An 18,133-nucleotide genomic window follows, 5' to 3' on the forward strand; every position below is an offset into this window, starting at 1 on the left:
TCAGTCACGGTTGGTCTCCACGGTGAACCCGGCCTTCGCGCGGATGTCGGCGCTGGAGCTGCCCACCCATGCCTCGTACGCGCCCGCCGGCACGGCATAGCCGCCGCGCGCGTCGTCATAGTGGCGCAGGGCCTGCTGCGCTTCCAGGTCGAACACCACGGTGCGCCGCTCGCCTGCGGCCAGGTGCACACGCTGGAAGCCGCGCAATGTCTGGCGTGCGTCGCCAGGCCCGGCCTGCAGCCGTCGCACATACAGCTGGACCACTTCGTCGCCGGCGCGCTTGCCCGTGTTGACGATCTCGACCTGCACCTTGAGTGTCCCGTCGTTGGCGATGCGCGTTGAATCGAGCTGCAGCCTGCCGTAGTCGAAGCGGGTGTACGACAGCCCGTGCCCGAACGGATACAGCGGGATGCCGCGGAAGTAGCGGTAGGTGCGTCCTTCCATCGTGTAGTCGTCAAAGGCAGGCATCGCCTCGTCCGCCTTGTAGAAGGTCACCGGCAGGCGCCCGCCCGGATTGACGTCGCCGAACAGCGCCTGGCCGACGGCAGTGCCGCCGCGTTGCCCGGGATACCAGCTCATCAGGATGGCGGACAGATTCTGCTGCGCCCACTCCACCGCCATGGCAGAGCCGCCGGTGAGGACCATCACCACCGGTTTGCCGGTGCCATGCAGCGCTTCCAGCAGCGAGCGCTGGGGCGCGGGCAGGCGCAGGTCGGTACGGTCACCGCCGGCGAAGCCCGGGTAGTTGACCTTCATCTCTTCGCCTTCGACGTCGCCGGTGAGGCCGCCCACGAACACCACCACATCGGCGTTGCGCGCGGCCTCCAGTGCCGCTTCGAACGGCGGCTTGGCTCCGGGCATGCGCCACCCCAGGCGGACGCCGGCATCGCGCTCGGCGTCGAAGTACTCAAGCCTCAGGTCATAGGCGCGGCCGGCCTGCAGGTCCAGGTCCACGCCATCGCCGTGCAGGCGATCACTGTTGGCCCAGTGGTCGAGCACCCACTTGCCGTCCACGTAGAGGCGGAAACCATCGTCGGCGGCCGCCTCGATCCGATAGCGCCCCGAGACGGGCGGCAGCAACTGGCCAGTCCAGCGGATGCTGAAACCATCGCTGGGGATGCCCTGCCCCGGTGCGGCTTCACCACGGGCCAGCAGGTTGTCGGTCGGGGAACCCCGATCCCAGCGGAATCCGATCTGGGCATCGGTGCGGACCAGGGCCGGAGTGCCCGAAAGATCGGCGGTACGGAAGTACTCGCCGCGCAGCCCGCGCTCCGGGGAGTCAGCCGACGGGCGCAGGTAGGTCGCTTCGATCAAGGGTGTGGCGCTGGGATCGTCGCGCCCTTCAACCAGGTCCACGCCCCGTGCGTAGCTCACCTCGATTCCCTTGGCGGCATCGCGGATGCCCTGCAGGAGGGTGACCGGCGCGGCCGGGGTGCCGAAGTAGTTGCCGAGCAGTGCCATGGTGTCATCGGCCGTGGGGCCGATCACGGCGATGCGCTTGAGGTTGCGCGACAGCGGCAGCACGCCATCGTTCTTCAGCAGCACCAGCGATTCCTGGGCGGCCTTCAGGGCCAGCGCATCATGCGCCGGAGCCTGGTTGACCGACGCGGGAATCTGCGCCCAGCGCACGCGCTCGGGTGGATCGAACATGCCCAGCCGCATCCGCGCGGCAAACAGGCGGGTCACCGCATCGTCGATCTCCGCCTCGCTGATCAGGCCCTGCCGTACTGCCGCCGGCAGCGTGGCGTACTCCTGGCCGCACTCCAGTTCGGTGCCGTTGCGGACCGCCAACGCGGCAGCCGCCTCGCGGCTGGGAACGATCCGGTGATGTTTCCAGATGTCGACGATGGCCCAGCAGTCGGACACCACGTAGCCCTTGAAGCCCCAGTCGCGGCGCAGCACGTCGCGCAGCAGGAACCGGCTGGCGCTGGCGGACTCGCCGTACACCCGGTTGTAGGCGCCCATCACCGCGTCCACCTGCCCCTCTTTCACCAGCGCCTCGAACGCGGGCAGGTAGGTGTCGTACAGGTCGCGCTTGCTCGGGCGCGCATCGAAGTAGTGGCGGTCGGCCTCGGGGCCACTGTGCACGGCCAGGTGCTTGGCGGTGGCGTCGAGCTTGCGGTACACCGGGTCATCGCCCTGTAGACCGTGCACGAAGGCCACGCCCATGCGGGCGGTGAGGTACGGGTCCTCGCCGTAGGTTTCCTGGCCACGGCCCCATCGCGGGTCGCGGAAGATGTTGATGTTCGGCGACCAGTAGGTCAGCCCCTGGTAGCGGCCATGCGAGCCTTCACGGAGGAACTGGTGGTGCTTGGCACGGGCCTCGTCGCTGATGGTGCTGGCCACCTGCCCCATCAGCGGTACATTGAAGGTGGCCGCCAGGCCGATGGCCTGCGGAAACACGGTGGCCTGCCCTGCCCGCGCCACGCCATGCAGGCCTTCGTTCCACCAGTCGTAGGCAGGAACGCCCAGGCGCTCGATCGCGGGCGCGGCGTTCTGCATCTGCGCTGCCTTCTCCTCCAGGCTCATCCGTGCGACCAGGGCAGCGGCGCGGTTTTCGAAGCTGGCCGAGGTGTCGAGCCAGGGCGCGGGCTCGGCTGCGTAACCCGTGCCCGCCAGCGCGATGGCAGCGCACAGGGCCAGCGTGCGGAAGATGGGAGTGCGCGTCATCATTTGCTCCTCAATGCACGCTCGTCGCGCGCGAATGGTCCCAGCAGGGCGCCGACGAAGCCGCCTGCACGATCCGTACTCAACACCGTTCCGTCCACGGCATCGGCCAGTGTCTGCCAGCCACGCCCGTCGCCGCTGTCGAAGGCGAACGCATAGCGGCCTTCGTCACCGGCGATCTTCAGGCGCAGCGACGTCGCTGCCGTTGCCTGGCGCGTTGCCAGGGTGCGGGTGACACCGCCGCCGTCGCGCGCTTCCAGGAAGACCGCCACGCGGTCACCGCCGAGGCTGCGCACGCCAAGGAAATACCAGTGGGTCTCGCTCTGGAAAGCTGCCAGGCCTGCGGCCACGCCCGCCGCCGGCCGGGTCATGGCCGTGCTGGATTCGAAGCGCAGGTGCTGCTGGCGCCGGCCGAGGAACGCGGGGTTGCGCAGCGTGTCCAGGTTCTCCGCCAGCGGATGGATGGCCAAGGCCCCCGGTCGCTCGCGCAGGTCCGCCCACGACTGCCTGGGGACGCGCACGCGCAGCCAGCCGCTGCCGAGTGTGGGCGCATCGAATTCGTCACGTTCGGTGAAATTGCCGGTGGACGGCGCCTGCGACGCTTCGCCCTGCATCCAGGAAGGCGCTCTGGCCGCATACGGAATGACCTGGTTGGCCGGCAGGATCACCGGCCAGCCGTCACGCCATTGCACCGGCAGCAGATAGGTCTCGCGCCCGGTGTTGTAGTGGCGCGTGTCGTAGTTGCGGCTGGCAAGGAACACCGCCCACCATGAGCCGTCCGGCCCCTCCACCAGATCCGCATGCCCGGCATTGGTGATCGGCAACGGCCTGTCGGCGGGCAGGTCACGCTGGGTGAGAATCGGATTGCCCGCATACGGCACGTAGGGCCCCCACACATCACGGCTGCGCAGCACCACCTGCGAATGTTGCGGCCCGGTGCCGCCTTCCGCGTCGGAGAGGTAGTACCAGCCATCGCGTTGGTAGATGTGCGGCCCCTCGATCCAGATAGGGTTCCTGGCCGGCTCCACCCCGCCGTCGATCAACACCTTGCGGGGACCTACCGGGGCGAAGGTCGCCAGATCAATCTGCTGCATCCAGATGGCACGGTGGCCCTCGTAACGTGGCGGGCCGGGCGGTACATCGTTGTTGAGCAGATACACGGTGCCGTCGTTGTCGAAGAACAATGACGGATCGATTCCATCGATGCCAGGCAGCCAGTGCGGGTCGGACCAGGGACCGGCAGGATCACGGGCGGTAGCGATGAAGTTGCCGCCGCTGTCGACGGCCGTGGTGACCACGTAGAACATGCCGTCGTGGTAACTGATGGCCGGCGCGAAGATACCGCGCGACACGCCCAGTCCGTCGAAGTCCAGCTGCGACGGTCGGTCGATCACATTGCCGATCTGCTTCCAGTGCACCAGGTCCACGCTTTCGAATACCGGGATGCCCGGGAAGTAGGTGAAGCTGGAATTGACCAGATAGAAGCGCCCGTTTGCGGCGACGATGCTGGGGTCGGCATGGAACCCGGCAAGAATCGGGTTGCGATAGTGCCCGGCCGGCAACGGCGCATCGAAGGCCGCGTCGCGACCGCTGTACTCGAACCAGTCGAAGTAGACCGGCGGCGCGGGCGGCGCTGCCCACGCCTGCGGCAGCAACGACATCAACACGAGTACTGGAGCCAGCAGCAGACGCATCAGGGAACCTCCGCAGGGGTGATGGAAAGCTCGAACGGGCCGGCGGGCGCCCCACTGCTGTCGCGCAGGGTGCACACCGGGCCATCGGCCCAGCAGTAGCGCACGCGCCCGCCCGCGTCTGCCAGCGGGCTGCGCAGCACGACGTCGTGCCCGTGCAGCACCGCGTCGGCGTAGTGGCAGTGGTGCGCATCGGCGTCGCACAGCTCGAAGCCGATGGGGCCGTTCGCGCCGGTCGTGACCAGGGTGCCGGTGACCCCGTTGAAGCGGATACGCACGCCGGCGCGCGTGGCCGATGCCGTGTGTGCAGTTGGGCCGGCGGGCGCCAGGCTGCGCTCGCCATAGACCACATGGCGCGCTGCCCGCGCCAGCCGCCGGCCCAGTTCCTGCTTGTTCGGCGGGTGGATGTCGTAGGCATCGCCGATGTCGATGGCCACGGCCAGCCCGGTGCGCGGGTCTTCCGCCGCAGCGAGCCGCTGCGCCTCGCGCACCTGCGCCCAGCCACTTTCAACCGGCGCCACGGGTGGCTGGCCATAGCCGGCCAGCTGCACCAGCAGCAGCGGCGTGTGCGCGCCGAACCGCCCCCGCCAGTCGTCACGCAGGCTGCGCAGGCGTGCGAGGTATGCCGTTGCGTCGCCGGTGTTGGATTCACCCTGGTACCACAGCATGCCGCGCAGGCCATAGGCACCCAGCGGCGCGATCATGCCGTTGTACAGCGTCGACAGCCCCGTGGCGGCGTGCCACGGGGCCAGCGGCGGCGCCTGTGCGCCTGGCGCCACCCGGTACTGCCAGCGGGCATCCAGCTCGATGCGCGTACCGTCATCCAGGCCGATGGCGTGCGCGCTCGCGGGCCCTGCAAGGCCGCCCTCACCGTAAGTGTCCAGTACATTGATCACCACGGTGTTGGCGCCGGCTTTCAGCAATCCGGCTGGCAGCGCATAGGTTCGCCGCTCGCCCGCACCGTACTGGCTGCCCACGGCCACGCCGTTCACCCAGGTCATGTCCGTCTCGTCGATGGGGCCGAGCTCAAGCTGTGCGCGCTTGGCTGCCTGGTCGGCGCTCAGTGTCACCTGGGTGCGGTACCAGACCATGCCGTTGTAGCCGGCCAGCGCTGGCACACCCCAGCGCTCCCACGCCCCGAGCGTGGCAGGTGCGCGTTGCCATCCACGGCTGTCGTTGCCTGGCTGCCAGGGTGCATCGGCGGCGACGGCATCGGCGCGTGTTGTCCACCAGTGTTGCCACTGCTGGCCCCAACGTTCGTTTGCCGCAGCCGGATCACGCGCGTACAGCGCGAACACGTCAAGCGCTGGGCCCAGGCCACCCTGCATGCGCAGGGCATTGCTGCTGGTCCAGGCCTCGATACGCGAGCCGCCCCACGCTGCCTGGATCAGCCCCATCGGAACGTCGACGGTCTTGCGCAGTTCACGCGCAAAGTAGAAACACGCGGCGGAAAAGTCACGCACGGTGTCCGGTGACGCGGGGCGCCATGCCACAGACGCGGAAAAATCACTCTGCGGTGAAACCGCCGCCGCCTTCGGCACGGTGAACAGGCGGATTCCCGGTTCCGTGGCGGAGGCGATCTCGCTGCCTGCATCAAGCGCGCGCCACACCGGAAGCTCCATGTTCGACTGCCCGGAACACAACCAGACATCGCCGATCTGCACGTCGCGCACGATCTGGCTGGCATGCCCGGACCGGACCGACATTTCGTAAGGTCCGCCGGCTGCGGCAGGCGGCAGCGTTGCGTGCCAGCGGCCATCGCCAGCCGCGTGCGTGCTGACAGTGCGCCCTGCAAACGCCACGGAAACCGAGGCGCCCGGTGTGGCCTGGCCCCATACCGGAATCGGCCGGTCACGCTGCAGCACGGCGTGATCCTGGAACAGCGGATGCAGCAGCGCCATCGTTGGTTCCTGTGCCGCTGCACGCGTGGCGCAGCCGCCCATGGCAACCAGCAGCAGCCATCCCACCCACGACGTCGGCTTCATCGGCCATCTCCTGGCGCGGAGGGAAACTGCAGGGCCTGGTACCAGGCCAGCGGATGCGGCGGCGCGGCTTCGCCTGCGGGCAACGGTCTGCCGCTCACCGACTGGAAGTACGCCACGCTGGCATCGCGCCACCACTGTGCTTCGCGCTGCTGGATACGCAGGAAGGCCGTGACCTGCGCATGCCGTTGCGCATCCACCTTGCCCTGCAGCCCAGCCCAGGTGGCCTGCATGCCCTGCACCTGCCGTACCCCCTGCGAGTAGCGCCCGACCAGTTCGTCCCACAGCGTCCGCCCAGAGGCCATGCGGTGATCCCACGGCACGTGGTGGAACCACAACAGCAGCGGCTCCGGAACCCGCGCCAGGTCGCCATACTGCTCGGCCACGCCGGGGGAATACTGGGCCACGGCGTTGCTGCCGCGTGCGGTGCGGTCGAAGCCGATGCCGTTGTGATCCGCACGGTGGTAGTACACCGACGTCCAGTCCGCGCGCGGGCCGCCATCGACCCATGGACCGGGACCATAGTGGTGCCCCCGCGCCATCAGATGGTGCAGGCCCAGCGGCGTCATGTAGTTCACCGCAGCCTCGCGCGAGGCCATCATCATCCCGACGATGGGCCGCACCACGCCGGGATCGGCCGAGAACGTCAGCGCCGCCCAGTCTGCCGCGATGTCCTGGGCCGATTGCCGCGGATCCCACGCAAGACGCCCGAAGGCGTACCAGTTGGCCTGGTCGAAGTGCGATCCACTCCAGGTGCGGTCGGTGCCGATGTTGGCGACCCCGGCCATGCCGGCCAGGGACTGCGCCACGGTGGCCCCCTTGCCGCGTGTGCGGGTGTCGGCCCGCAGCACTTCCTCGTACAACGGCCCCAGGTAAACCAGATGCGTGGCAAAGCCCAGGTACTCCTTGGTGATCTGCACTTCCATCACCAGCGGCGTGCGCGGCATGGCCCCGAACAGCGGATGGAACGGCTCACGCGGCTGGAAGTCGATGGGCCCGTTCTTCACCTGCAGCACCACGTTCGGGCGGAACGCACCATCCAGGCCGGCGAATTCGCTGTAGGCCTGCGTGGCCCGGTCCGCAGGAACGTCGTGCGCATAGACGAAGGCGCGCCACATCACCACGCCGCCGTGCGGGGCCAGCGCATCGGCCAGCAGGTTGGCGCCGTCGGCGTGCGAGCGGCCGTAGTCCTGCGGGCCGGGCTGCCCTTCCGAATTGGCCTTCACCAGGAAGCCACCGAAATCGGGAATGCGCGCGTAGATCTGGCCGGCTTTGTCGCGCCACCAGCGTTGCACGGCCGGGTCGAGCGGATCGGCGGTGTCGAGCCCGCCCAGCTCGATGGGTGCGCTGAAGCGTGCACTCAGGTAGACACGGATGCCATACGGCCGGAACAGATCCGCCAGTGTCGCCGCTTTGTCGAGATAGTCCGGCGCAAGACTCTGTGCGTTTGCATTCACGTTGTTGAGCACGGTGCCGTTGATGCCTACGGATGCGTTGGCGCGTGCATAGTCGGTGTAGCGCGGGTCGCGCCACTCCGGCAACGTCTGCCAGTCCCACAGTGAACGGCCTGCGTAGCCACGTTCGACATGGCCATCCAGGTTGTCCCAGTGATTGAGCACGCGCAGCCGGAGCCGTGGCGATTGACGCACATCGAGAGCGTCCAGTGCCGCGCCCGTCTGCAGCAGCCGCAGCAGGTGGAACACCCCGTACAGCACGCCGATATCCCGCGGTGCGGCGACCAGCAGCGCATCGCGCCCGCCCACCCGTGCGCGCTTGAGCAGGTAGCCTTCCTCGCCCAGCGGCTGCATCTGCGCACGCAACGGCGCGATCAACGCCGACGACTGCGGCGTACCCAGCACCAGCATGGGGCCGGTGGCTGCCGTACCTGCCAACTGCGGAGCGCTGCCGAGCAGCCCGGCCAGTCCACGCTGCAGTTCATCGCGCGCGGCGCGCTGCGTGGATGTGTGATCAGGGGCCACCACCTGCCCCAGGCGGGTACGGTAGTCGGCAGCAAGGACCGGTTCGAGCGGGACGTAGCGCATCCACAGGGCATGGCCATCCTCTGCGCGCGCGTCGCCGATGCAGGCCAGCAGCGCCAGCACGGCAGCGAACATCCAATGACACCGCTCGCCATCCGGACCGGACCGTTGGGCGGCCGGCAAACCTTGTAAGCTCCGGACGTGCGCGGGCTTCGGCAGCGTCACAGAGAAGAACGGGAGCGCGTATTGGACAAGCCGAAGAAATCGGTCCGCCGCAAAACCAGTGGCGTGACGATCGACGAGGTGGCGGCCCTGGCCGGAGTGTCGCCGATGACGGTGTCGCGGGCGATCAACCAGGGCAAGGTGCGCGACGTCACCCGCGAGCGCGTGATGCGCGCAGTGCGTGAACTGGGCTATACGCCCAACCTCGCCGCCAGTTCGCTGGCCGCCGCGCAGCACACGCGTATTGCACTGATCTACACCGACCCCAGCGGTGCCTACCTGCGCGAACTGCTGGTCGGCCTGCTGCGCGTAGCGTCCAACACTGCCATCCAGCTGGTCATCGACTACTGGGACGAGCCGGGCCCCGCGGCCCAGCGCAAGGCCGCGCGTGCCCTGGCCGGGCGGGTGGACGGCGTCATCCTGCCGCCGCCGCTGTGCGAATCGAAGCCGGTGGTGACCGAGCTGGTCAAGGCCGGCATCCCGGTGGTGGCGATCGCGCCGGGTCACCTCGGCAATGACATTTCCTGCGTGCGCATCGATGACTTCCACGCCGGCAGGGAATTGGCTGAACACCTGATCCAGCAGGGCCACCGCCGCATCGGCTTCATCTGCGGGCGCACCGACCTCAGTGCCAGCGCGCGGCGCTATGACGGCTTTGTCAGCGCACTGCACGACGCCGGGCTGGAGGTCGACCCCGCCCTGGTCGAACAGGGCGACTACACCTACCGCTCCGGGCTGGCCGCTGCCGAGAAACTGCTGTGCCAGCCCAGGCCGCCCACCGCAATCCTGGCCAGCAACGACGATATGGGCGCGGCGGCGATCTCCGTCGCGCACCGGCGTGGCCTGGAGGTGCCCCGCGACCTGTCGGTGGTGGGCTTCGATGACAGCTCCGCCGCCACGACGGTCTGGCCCGAGCTCACCACCATCCATCAGCCCATCGCCTCGATGGCCGATGCCGCCATCGAGATCCTGCTGCGCACCATCCGCCGCCGCAGCGAGGGCGTGCGCGTGTTGACCGACCACGTGGTGCCGCACCGGCTGGTGGTGCGCGATTCGGTCACGCGCCCACCCGGTTCCCGATAGCGCAGGACACAGCGTCACGGTCACGCGCCTGCGCACCCGATGCTGGTCTCCGCCTCGTTCAGGGCGCCCAGCGCGACACGTGACACCGACAGTGTCATCGCCCCCGCCGTTCCGATCGACCACGGGCGATCCAGCTTGCCGACGTCCGCACCTGCGGCAGCAAGGCACTTCAGCGGCACGCCCACGCGCGTCCATTGGCCGACCGGCAGTTTTGCCAGCGTCGGCGTGAGCGCAATGCGGGCCGAGCAGCCCGTGCCGCAGCCCACCGCCAACCAGGCCTCGCCACGGGGTGCAGACTCCACCCGCAGCGTGGTCAGCAGCATCAGGTCGCCGTTGCTTTCGCGCTGCAGGTCCAGTGCCGTGTGTGACTGCAGCGCGGCAACTGCCTCAGCCTTGCCCGACCAGGCCAGGCGGCGGCCGTCTTCCTGTGCCAGGTGGTCCACGCCGGTGACCTTGAGCAGATCGCCCTCCAGGGCCTCCGGCACCTTGGTGACCGTGACGCCCTGCCCCGTGCTGTTCTGCAGGCGCAGAGCCATGCCGGATCCGGCTTCGCCGCGCGCGAAGAACACGCCGGCGGCACCTTCATTGCCGGTTACCCCGGAGACTTCCGGCAGCGCCGCCAGATCGCCGTTGTCGGCGTAGGACAGGCCGAAGCCGAAGGCGAACTGCGGGTTGTAATCCTTCTGCCCCACATTGTTGGCGTACTGCGTTGCCGTGCGCGGCCAGCTGAAGCTCAACCTGCCCTTGAAATCGTGCTGCACGCTGCCATCAGGCCTGCGCAGCAGCACGTCGGCAACGCCAGCACCTTCCGAGCCGGGCAGCCACGCCGCCACGAACGCATCAGCGGCGTTGATCTCGCGGTTGACCCACAGCGGGCGTCCGCTCAGGAACACGGCCACCACCGGAATGCCGTCGGCCTTCAGCCGCTTGATCAGGTCAAGGTCGGCATCGTCCCCCGGCTTGTAGGCCAGCGTCGGCAGATCGCCCTGGAACTCGGCATACGGGCTCTCGCCGAATACCACCACGGCCACATCCGGCTTCGTTACATATTTCCCATCGACCGCCAGCACTGCCTCGCCACCCGCGGCCGACGCCTGCTGGGCGATGCCCTCGTAGATCGTGTCCGCATTGGGGAAGTCCTTGCGGGTCGTGCCGGTGCCCTGCCAGTTCAGCGTCCAGCCGCCGGCCTGCTTGCCCACGTCGTTGGCGCCGTCACCGGCCACCAGGATCCGTTGCTTGGGCGACAGTGGCAACACGCCCCCCTGGTTCTTCAGCAGTACCAGCGATTCGCGCACCGCCTGCCGTGCCAGCGCACGATGTTCCGGTGCGCCGATGAGGGCGAACTGGCCGCCGACCGCACGTGTGGACGGCTTGCCGGCCTCGAACAGACCCAGCCGCATCTTGACGCGCAGGATCCGGCGCACCGCCTCGTCCAGCCGTTGCTGGCTGATGGTGCCGTTCTTCACGGCGGCCAGCGTGGTTTCGTAGAAGCCCTTCCAGCTGTCCGAGGCCATGGCCATGTCCAGGCCCGCATTGATGGTGGCCGGGCAATCGGTGGTCGTGCAGCCCTTGACCTGCCCGTGGCCGTTCCAGTCGCCCACCACGAACCCACCGAAGTGCATGCGGCCCTTCAACGCATCGGTCAGGTACTGCCTGTGACCATGCATTTTTTCGCCGTTGACGCTGTTGAAGGAGGCCATGACGGTCTGTGCGCCTGCAGCGATCGCCGGCGGATATCCGGCCGCGTGGATGCGCACCAGGTCCGCTTCGCTGATCCGGGTATCACCCTGGTCCTTGCCATCGGTAGTGCCACCGTCGCCGAGGAAGTGCTTCACCGAGGCGATCACATGACGACCATCGAGGAACGCGGGCGTACCCACTTTGCCCTGCAGGCCTTCGACCATTGCACCGGCATAGCTGGCCACCACCTCGGGCGATTCGGAATAGCCCTCATAGGTGCGCCCCCAGCGGTCGTCCTGCGGTACCGCCACGGTCGGTGCGAACGCCCACTCCATCCCGGTCGCACGGGTCTCCAGCGCGGTCACCTCGCCGATCCGGCGCAGCAGATCCGGGTTGCGGGCCGCGCCCAGGCCGATGTTGTGCGGGAACAGTGTCGCGCCGATGATGTTGCTCTGCCCGTGCACGGCATCGATGCCGAACAGCACCGGGATGGCTTTGCCGCCGGTGGAGGTGTCCATCGACGCTGCGTAGAACGCATCGGCCAGCGCGAGCCATTCGGCCGGTGCGGCATCGTAACGGCCACCGGGATCGGAATTGCCGCCGGCCAGGACCGAGCCCAACCGATAGCGGCGCACGTCGTCGGGGGTGATGCTGGCGATATCGCCCTGCACCAGCTGGCCGACCTTTTCCTCCACCGTCATGGTGGCCATCAGGTCGGTGATGCGCTTCTCCAGCGCGGGGTCCTCGGCCAGTGGCCAGGCGACCTGCGGCCACGGCGTCGCGGCTGCAGTTGCGGCAACGTTTTGATCCTTGCCGCAGGCCGCCAGTGCCAGCAGCAGCGTGGTCAGCAGCACGCCAGCGTGTGCGCGGCCAACGTGTCGATGGGTCATCGCGTTCATCCTTCCATCTGCTCCAGTTCCTTGCCCTTGGTTTCGTGCACGTACCTGAGCACGAAGAACACCGAAATGACCGCCGCCACCAGATAGATGCTGTACGTGGCTGCCAGCCCGGTGGCGGCCAGCAGAATCGGGAAAGTCACGGTGACGGCGAAATTGGCGGTCCACTGCGCCGCACCGGCCACCGCCAGGCCCGAACCGCGGATCTGGTTGGGGAACATCTCGCCCAGCATCACCCACATCACCGGGCCCCACGAGATGTTGAAGAACACGACATAGGCATTGGCCGCCACCAGCGCCAGCGTGCCCATGCCTGCAGGCAGCTGCAGGTGCGTATCGACCAGCGACCCGCTGGCGAATGCGGCCACCAGCAGTGCCAATGACACCGCCATGCCGGCCGAGCCCACCCACAGCAATGGCTTGCGCCCGATGCGATCGATCAGCAGCACGGTGACGATGCAGGCGCCGATGCTGAGCGCACCGGACAACACGTTGATCAGCAGCGCGTCGTTCTCGGAGAAGCCGACGGCCTGCCAGAGCACGGCACCGTAGTAGAACACCACGTTGATGCCGACCAGCTGCTGGAAGGTGGCCAGGCCGATGCCGACCCAGACAATCGGGCGGATCCTGCCGGTGCCCTTGTTGCGCAGGTCCGACAGCCGCGGCCGATGGTGGTCGGTCGACAGCGAAGCGTCGATCTCGGCAAGCTTCGCCTGCGCCTCGACACCGCCGTACAGCCGCGCAAGCACCTGCAACGCCTCGTCCTTGCGGCGCTTCACCATCAGGTAGCGCGGGCTTTCCGGAATGGTCAGCAGCAGCGCCAGGAACAGCAGCGAGGGCACGGCCTGCATCCAGAACATCCAGCGCCACGCTGCGTGCCCGCCCCACAGTGCCTCGGTGGACGCACCGGCGGTGGCCGCCAGCAGATAGTTGGACAGGAACGCGACGGTCAGCCCGCTGATGATGGCGATCTGCTGGACCGTGGCGAGCCGGCCACGGTAGCGCGCCGGCGCGACTTCGGCGATGTAGGCCGGGGAGATGACACTGGCGGCGCCCACCGCAAAGCCCCCCAACACCCGCGCGACGATGAACATCGCCGAGGAGGATGCGGCGCCGGCGCCGATCGCCGACAGCAGGAACAGCACTGCCGAGACGATCAGCACGTTGCGGCGGCCGAGACGGTCGGCCAGCCGGCCGGCGCTGAAGGCACCCACGGCGCAGCCCAGCAACATCGAGGCGATCTCGAACCCCTGCATCCACTCGCCGGATCTGAACGCCTGGTGCAGGCCGTCCTGGGTGCCGTTGATCACGCCGCTGTCGAACCCGAACAGGAATCCGCCAATCGTCGCCACCACGCTGATCAATACGATCAGCCGGGTGTTCTCTCCACCGCTCATTGCCTGCTGCATTGCCGTGCCCCTCCCCGGTTCGGTGTCATCGATGCGAGCCGCTGTGCTCAGCGCAGCAGGTACTGGTTGATCAGGTTCTCGTAGCGCTCCTGCTTGCCGCTGATCTGCCTGGGCTCGCCGCCCTTGGCACCGAGCGCAGCCAGTTCTGCCAGACTGAGCGCGCCGCCCGCGAAGTCCTTGCCGGCACCACTGTCGAAGCTGGCGTAACGCTCCTTGCGCCACTGCTCCAGCGGCGAGTCGTTCAGCAGCGCATGGGCCACTTCCAGCCCGCGGGCGAAGGCATCCATGCCGCCGACATGGGCAATGAACAGATCTTCCAGGTCGGTCGATTCACGGCGCACCTTGGCGTCGAAGTTCAAGCCGCCTTCCAGGCCGCCCTGGCGCAGCACCACCAGCATCGCGCCCACGGTGTCGTACAGGTCGGTGGGGAACTGGTCGGTATCCCAGCCGTTCTGGGCGTTGCCGCGGTTGGCGTCGATGCTGCCGAGCAGGCCGTGGTCCGAGGCGACCTGCAGATCATGTTCGAAGGTGTGGCCGGACAGCGTCGCGTGGTTGGCCTCGATGTTGAGCTTGAAATCCTTGTCCAGGCCATGTTCCTTCAGGAACCCCACCACGGTGGCGCTGTCGAAGTCGTACTGGTGCTTCATCGGTTCCATCGGCTTGGGCTCGATCAGGAAGTTGCCCTTCAGGCCGATGCTGCGGCCATGGTCGCGCGCCATGGTCAGGAACCGCGCGAGGTGGTCGACTTCGCGCTTCATCTGGGTATTGGCCAGCGCGGCATAGCCTTCGCGGCCGCCCCAGAACACGTAATGCTCGCCGCCCAGTTCAACGGTGGCCTCCAGCGCCGCCTTTACCTGCACGGCGGCACGCGCCACCACAGCGAAATCCGGGTTGGTGGACGCACCGTTCATGTAGCGCGGGTGCGAGAACAGGTTGGCCGTGCCCCACAGCAGCTTCATGCCGGTTGCATCCTGGCGCGCCTTGGCCAGGCCCACCATGTGCTTCAGGTTCTTTTCGTACTGCCCGACATCCTCGGCGTCCGGCGCCAGGTCGATATCGTGGAAACACCAGTACGGCACGCCCAGCTTGGTGAAGAACTCGAACGCCGCGTCCACCTTCGCCTCGGCGGTCGCCATCGGCGAGCCGGCCTCCCAGGGGAAATGGCGGGTACCCGGACCGAACGGATCGTGCCCGGCATTGCAGAAGGTGTGCCAGTAACAGACTGCAAAGCGCAGATGCTCCTGCATGGTCCTGCCGCCGATGACCTTGTCCGCGTCGTAGACCTTGAACGCGAGCGGGTTGTCCGAGCCCCGGCCTTCGAAGGGAATGCGGCCGATGCCGGGGAAGTATTCCTTGGCGCCGATGAAAGGTTGCGTGCTCATGGTGCGTCTTCCTGTCGTTGTGCGAGGTGTCGCGGAAAGGAGATCAGCCGCGGTACAGCGGCGTGATGGCGTCGAGATGTCGAAGGAAACGGGCGTAGGCCGTGGCGTAGGCTTCGGCGCGTGCGGGGTCCGGGCGTGCCGAACGCAGCGGGTCAAGCGCAACGTGGCGGTCGGCGACGTCGGCGATGGAGGCGGCATCGCCGCGGCCGTGGCCCAATGCCCACAGGGCCTGCAATGCCGCACCGAATGCCGCGCCTTCGGACTGGGTCGGCACCTCCACCGGCAGGCCGAACACATCGGCCACCAGTTGCCGCCACTGCGCGCTGTTGCTGCCGCCGCCGGTCAGCACGATGCGTTCGAACTGCATGCCCGCGCCGACGAATGCGTCGTAGCCATACTTCAGGGCGTAGGTGGCCCCTTCCATGGCCGCGCGGTAGATGTGCGCCGGCGTCATGTTGGTCGTGTCCAGGCCCGCCAGCACCCCCTTGCCCTGCGGCAGGTCCGGCGTGCGTTCGCCGTTGAGGAACGGCAGCATCACCAGGCCGTCGGCACCGGGCGGAGTGGCCTGCAGGTGCCGGTCGCCCTCGCGGCTGCTGAAGCCGAAGGCGTCGGCGACCTGTCCGGTCACCACGGTGCAGTTCATCGTGCAGATCAGCGGCAGCCAGCCGCCGGTCGACGAGCAGAACGCGGCCCATGCCCCGCCCGGGTCGACCACGGGCGCGTCCGAGAAGGCAAACAGGGTGCCGGACGTACCCAGGCTCATCACCAGGCGGCCGGGTACGACGCAGCCAGTACCCACGGCCGCCATCATGTTGTCGCCACCGCCGACGGCCACCTTCACCGATGCGGGAAGGCCCAACGCCGCCGCCGCGGCGGGGGTGATGCCGAACATCTCTTCGGTCGCGGCGATGCGTGGCAGGCAGTCGGCGAGATCGCGCTGCGGATCGGTCGCGTGCAGCAGCTCGGCCGACCAGGTCCGGGTGCGCACATCCAGCCAGCCGGTGCCCGACGCATCGCCGTATTCGCAGAAGCGCTCGCCGGTCAACACGAAATTGAGGTAATCGTGCGGCAGCAGGATGGTGGCAAGCCGCGCGTAGGCGTCGGGCCGGTGCGTTTTCGTCCACGGCAGCTTGGAGGCGGTGTAACCGGCAAGCACCGGGTTGCCGGCCAACGCGATGGTGCGCGCCGTGCCGCCTGCGGCGTCCATGATCTGCACGCATTCGGCCGAGGTGCTGGTGTCGCACCACAGCTTGGCCGGAGCCAGCACCTCCCCGGCCGCATCGACCGGCACGAACCCATGCTGCTGTCCTGAGACTGCCAGCGCGGCAATCCGGGAGCGCACCGCCGGATCGATCGCAGCAAAGCAGGCGTGCAGTGCCGTCACCCAATCGGCCGGCCGCTGTTCCCGGCTGCCGTCTGCAGCGCTGGTCAGCTGCAATGGCGCGCTGGCGCTGGCCACGAGACTGCGCCCTTCAGGGTCGTAGACGACCACCTTCAGGCTTTGCGTACCAGCGTCGATTCCCGCAACCAATTCCATTCACTGCACCCCGTAGTGGTTTGAAGGTAGCGCTACCAATTCAATGCAACAGCGCGCACTGCGGCTACGCCACGGCCCTGCCCCTTTGCCATGCGTCCGGCGCCGCCTTGCAGTAGCGCTCGATGAACTCTGCCTGCGTCGGCATCTTCGCCACCGTTTCCTGCACTGGCTGCCGGATGCGATGCAACAGGGTGCGCAGGTCCGCATCGCCGATGGCCCGCGCAAGCGGGTGCGGCGCTCCGGGCTGGATGCCCTGACCCATCAGGACGCTGGTCCAGGAGTCGACCCGGAACAGCTCGCCAGGGTCCTGCCAGGCATGGGCACGCTCGCGCCACGCGCGCAGGCGGACCTGCAGCGATTCAGGCAGCGCCATCTCGCGGCAGGCCTTCCACATCGGCTCGTCGCGCTGGTTGGCGTGGTAATGCAGGATGATGAAATCGCGCACGTGCTCCATCTCCTGGCGGCTCACGTCGTTGTACAGCGCCACCAGCGAAGGGGTGATGCCGTCGGACGGGAACAGCTGGATCAGGCGCACGACGGCGCTGATGGTCAGGTGGATGCTGGTCGATTCCAGCGGCTCGATGAAGCCACTGGCCAGCCCGAGCGCCACCACGTTCCTGTTCCAGGCCTGCAACCGGCGCCCGCTGCGGAACGGCACCAGCCACGGATCGCGCAGGGGCCGTCCGTCGACATCACGCAGCAGCTTGGCCTGCGCCTCGTCATCGGACATGTGGCGGCTGGAAAAGACCAGCCCGCAGCCAACCCGGTGCTGCAGCGCGATGTGCCAGCGCCACCCGGCCTCGTGCGCGATGGCACGGGTGTAGGGCACCGGCGGCGCGGGCGAGTCGGTCTGCACGGCAACGGCGCGATCACTGGGCAACCATTCGTTCCAGTCTTCATAGCCGGTATGCAGGGTCTGCTCGGTCAACAGGCCGCGGAATCCCGTGCAGTCGATGAACAGATCGCCTTCGATGACCTGCCCGTCGTCCAGCACAAGCGACGCAACCGAGCCGTCATGGGGATGCTGGCGGACTTCGCGGATCTTGCCTTCCACCCGCCGCAGGCCGTTTGCTTCGGCCTTGCCGCGCAGGAACCTGGCATAGAGCCCGGCGTCGAAATGGTAGGCGTAGTTGACCTGGGGTTGGGTCTGCAGCGAGAACCTGTCGGCCAGGGACGCGGCGCTTTCCAGGCAGAAGTCGCCCAGCTCGGAGGGCATGCCGCGGCGCAGGCTGTCCAGCCAGAAGTGATGGAACGGCGTGGCCCAGGTGCCCTGCCCGATCGTGCCGAAAGGATGGATGAAGCGTTCACCGGGGCGACGCCAGTTCTCGAACGAGATCGACAGCTTGAACGTGCCGGCGACCGCACGCAGGAACTCCTGCTCATCGATCTGCAGGAAACGGTGGAACGTGCGGATGGGCGGCACGGTGGATTCGCCCACACCCACGGTACCGATCTGCTCGGACTCCACCAGGGTGATGTCCAGCTGCTGGCGGAACTGGTGCGCCAGTGCGCAGCCGGCCAGCCAGCCGGCGGTGCCGCCACCGGCGATCACCACTCTCCGGATCGGCCCTTGTGTAGTGTCCGCAGCGTTCAATGCGATGCTCC

General features: G+C 68.0%; 10 protein-coding genes. 1 reads left to right on the forward strand and 9 read right to left on the reverse strand.

Features of this window, described 5'->3' with window-relative positions; translation table 11 throughout:
• From LC407_RS07010 to LC407_RS07025, 4 genes are read right to left on the reverse strand one after another with little or no spacing between them, the layout of a single operon-like run.
• Window positions 1-2,670 carry a glycoside hydrolase family 3 C-terminal domain-containing protein gene (locus LC407_RS07010; RefSeq protein ID WP_345778113.1) on the reverse strand — a complete coding sequence of 890 codons (2,670 nt, stop codon included), beginning with the start codon at window positions 2,668-2,670 and terminating at the stop codon, window positions 1-3.
• The gene (locus tag LC407_RS07015; RefSeq protein WP_223482474.1) at window positions 2,670-4,361 is read right to left on the reverse strand and encodes a glycoside hydrolase family 43 protein; all 1,692 of its coding nucleotides are present in this window, start codon (window positions 4,359-4,361) and stop codon (window positions 2,670-2,672) included. The genes LC407_RS07010 and LC407_RS07015 overlap by 1 nt, the downstream gene beginning before the upstream one ends.
• Window positions 4,361-6,343: a sialate O-acetylesterase gene (locus LC407_RS07020; protein ID WP_223482475.1), complete on the reverse strand. Its 1,983-nt coding sequence runs from the start codon at window positions 6,341-6,343 to the stop codon at window positions 4,361-4,363. The genes LC407_RS07015 and LC407_RS07020 overlap by 1 nt, the downstream gene beginning before the upstream one ends.
• A complete protein-coding gene (locus LC407_RS07025; RefSeq protein ID WP_223482476.1) occupies window positions 6,340-8,454 on the reverse strand; it encodes an alpha-glucuronidase family glycosyl hydrolase in 2,115 nt (704 codons plus the stop codon). The genes LC407_RS07020 and LC407_RS07025 overlap by 4 nt, the downstream gene beginning before the upstream one ends.
• Window positions 8,455-8,565: 111 nt before the next feature.
• Between LC407_RS07025 and LC407_RS07030 the strand changes: the two genes are divergently transcribed.
• Window positions 8,566-9,624 (forward strand): LacI family DNA-binding transcriptional regulator, encoded by a 1,059-nt coding sequence (locus LC407_RS07030; RefSeq protein ID WP_223482477.1) that lies wholly within the window; start codon window positions 8,566-8,568, stop codon window positions 9,622-9,624.
• 20 nt (window positions 9,625-9,644) lie between these two features.
• Here the strand turns inward: LC407_RS07030 and LC407_RS07035 are convergent, their stop codons facing one another.
• The 5 genes from LC407_RS07035 to LC407_RS07055 form a co-directional block, all read right to left on the reverse strand.
• Window positions 9,645-12,203 (reverse strand): exo 1,3/1,4-beta-D-glucan glucohydrolase, encoded by a 2,559-nt coding sequence (locus LC407_RS07035; protein ID WP_223482478.1) that lies wholly within the window; start codon window positions 12,201-12,203, stop codon window positions 9,645-9,647.
• Entirely contained in the window at window positions 12,200-13,609 is a 1,410-nt protein-coding gene (locus LC407_RS07040; RefSeq protein ID WP_025877152.1) for a sugar porter family MFS transporter, read from the reverse strand. Before LC407_RS07040 ends, LC407_RS07035 begins: the two co-directional genes overlap by 4 nt.
• Before the next feature lie 47 nt (window positions 13,610-13,656).
• Window positions 13,657-14,991, reverse strand: coding sequence for a xylose isomerase (xylA, locus tag LC407_RS07045; protein WP_025877150.1), 1,335 nt, complete (start codon window positions 14,989-14,991; stop codon window positions 13,657-13,659).
• A 43-nt stretch (window positions 14,992-15,034) separates the two neighbouring features.
• Entirely contained in the window at window positions 15,035-16,528 is a 1,494-nt protein-coding gene (gene xylB, locus LC407_RS07050; RefSeq protein ID WP_223482479.1) for a xylulokinase, read from the reverse strand.
• 64 nt (window positions 16,529-16,592) lie between these two features.
• Entirely contained in the window at window positions 16,593-18,122 is a 1,530-nt protein-coding gene (locus LC407_RS07055) for a tryptophan halogenase family protein (protein ID WP_223482480.1), read from the reverse strand.
• Window positions 18,123-18,133 lie beyond the last annotated feature (11 nt).

The organism is Stenotrophomonas sp. OVS01A, assembly GCF_019969775.1.
Lineage (GTDB): Bacteria > Pseudomonadota > Gammaproteobacteria > Xanthomonadales > Xanthomonadaceae > Stenotrophomonas > Stenotrophomonas indicatrix.

Bases quoted from the DNA above. Each gene is read 5' to 3' on its own strand.
- LC407_RS07015 (WP_223482474.1), bottom strand. From the start codon at position 4,361: ATGCGTCTGCTGCTGGCTCCAGTACTCGTGTTGATGTCGTTGCTGCCG.
- xylA (WP_025877150.1), bottom strand. From the start codon at position 14,991: ATGAGCACGCAACCTTTCATCGGCGCCAAGGAATACTTCCCCGGCATC.
- LC407_RS07010 (WP_345778113.1), bottom strand. From the start codon at position 2,670: ATGACGCGCACTCCCATCTTCCGCACGCTGGCCCTGTGCGCTGCCATC.
- LC407_RS07035 (WP_223482478.1), bottom strand. From the start codon at position 12,203: ATGAACGCGATGACCCATCGACACGTTGGCCGCGCACACGCTGGCGTG.
- xylB (WP_223482479.1), bottom strand. From the start codon at position 16,528: ATGGAATTGGTTGCGGGAATCGACGCTGGTACGCAAAGCCTGAAGGTG.
- LC407_RS07020 (WP_223482475.1), bottom strand. From the start codon at position 6,343: ATGAAGCCGACGTCGTGGGTGGGATGGCTGCTGCTGGTTGCCATGGGC.
- LC407_RS07040 (WP_025877152.1), bottom strand. From the start codon at position 13,609: ATGCAGCAGGCAATGAGCGGTGGAGAGAACACCCGGCTGATCGTATTG.
- LC407_RS07025 (WP_223482476.1), bottom strand. From the start codon at position 8,454: ATGTTCGCTGCCGTGCTGGCGCTGCTGGCCTGCATCGGCGACGCGCGC.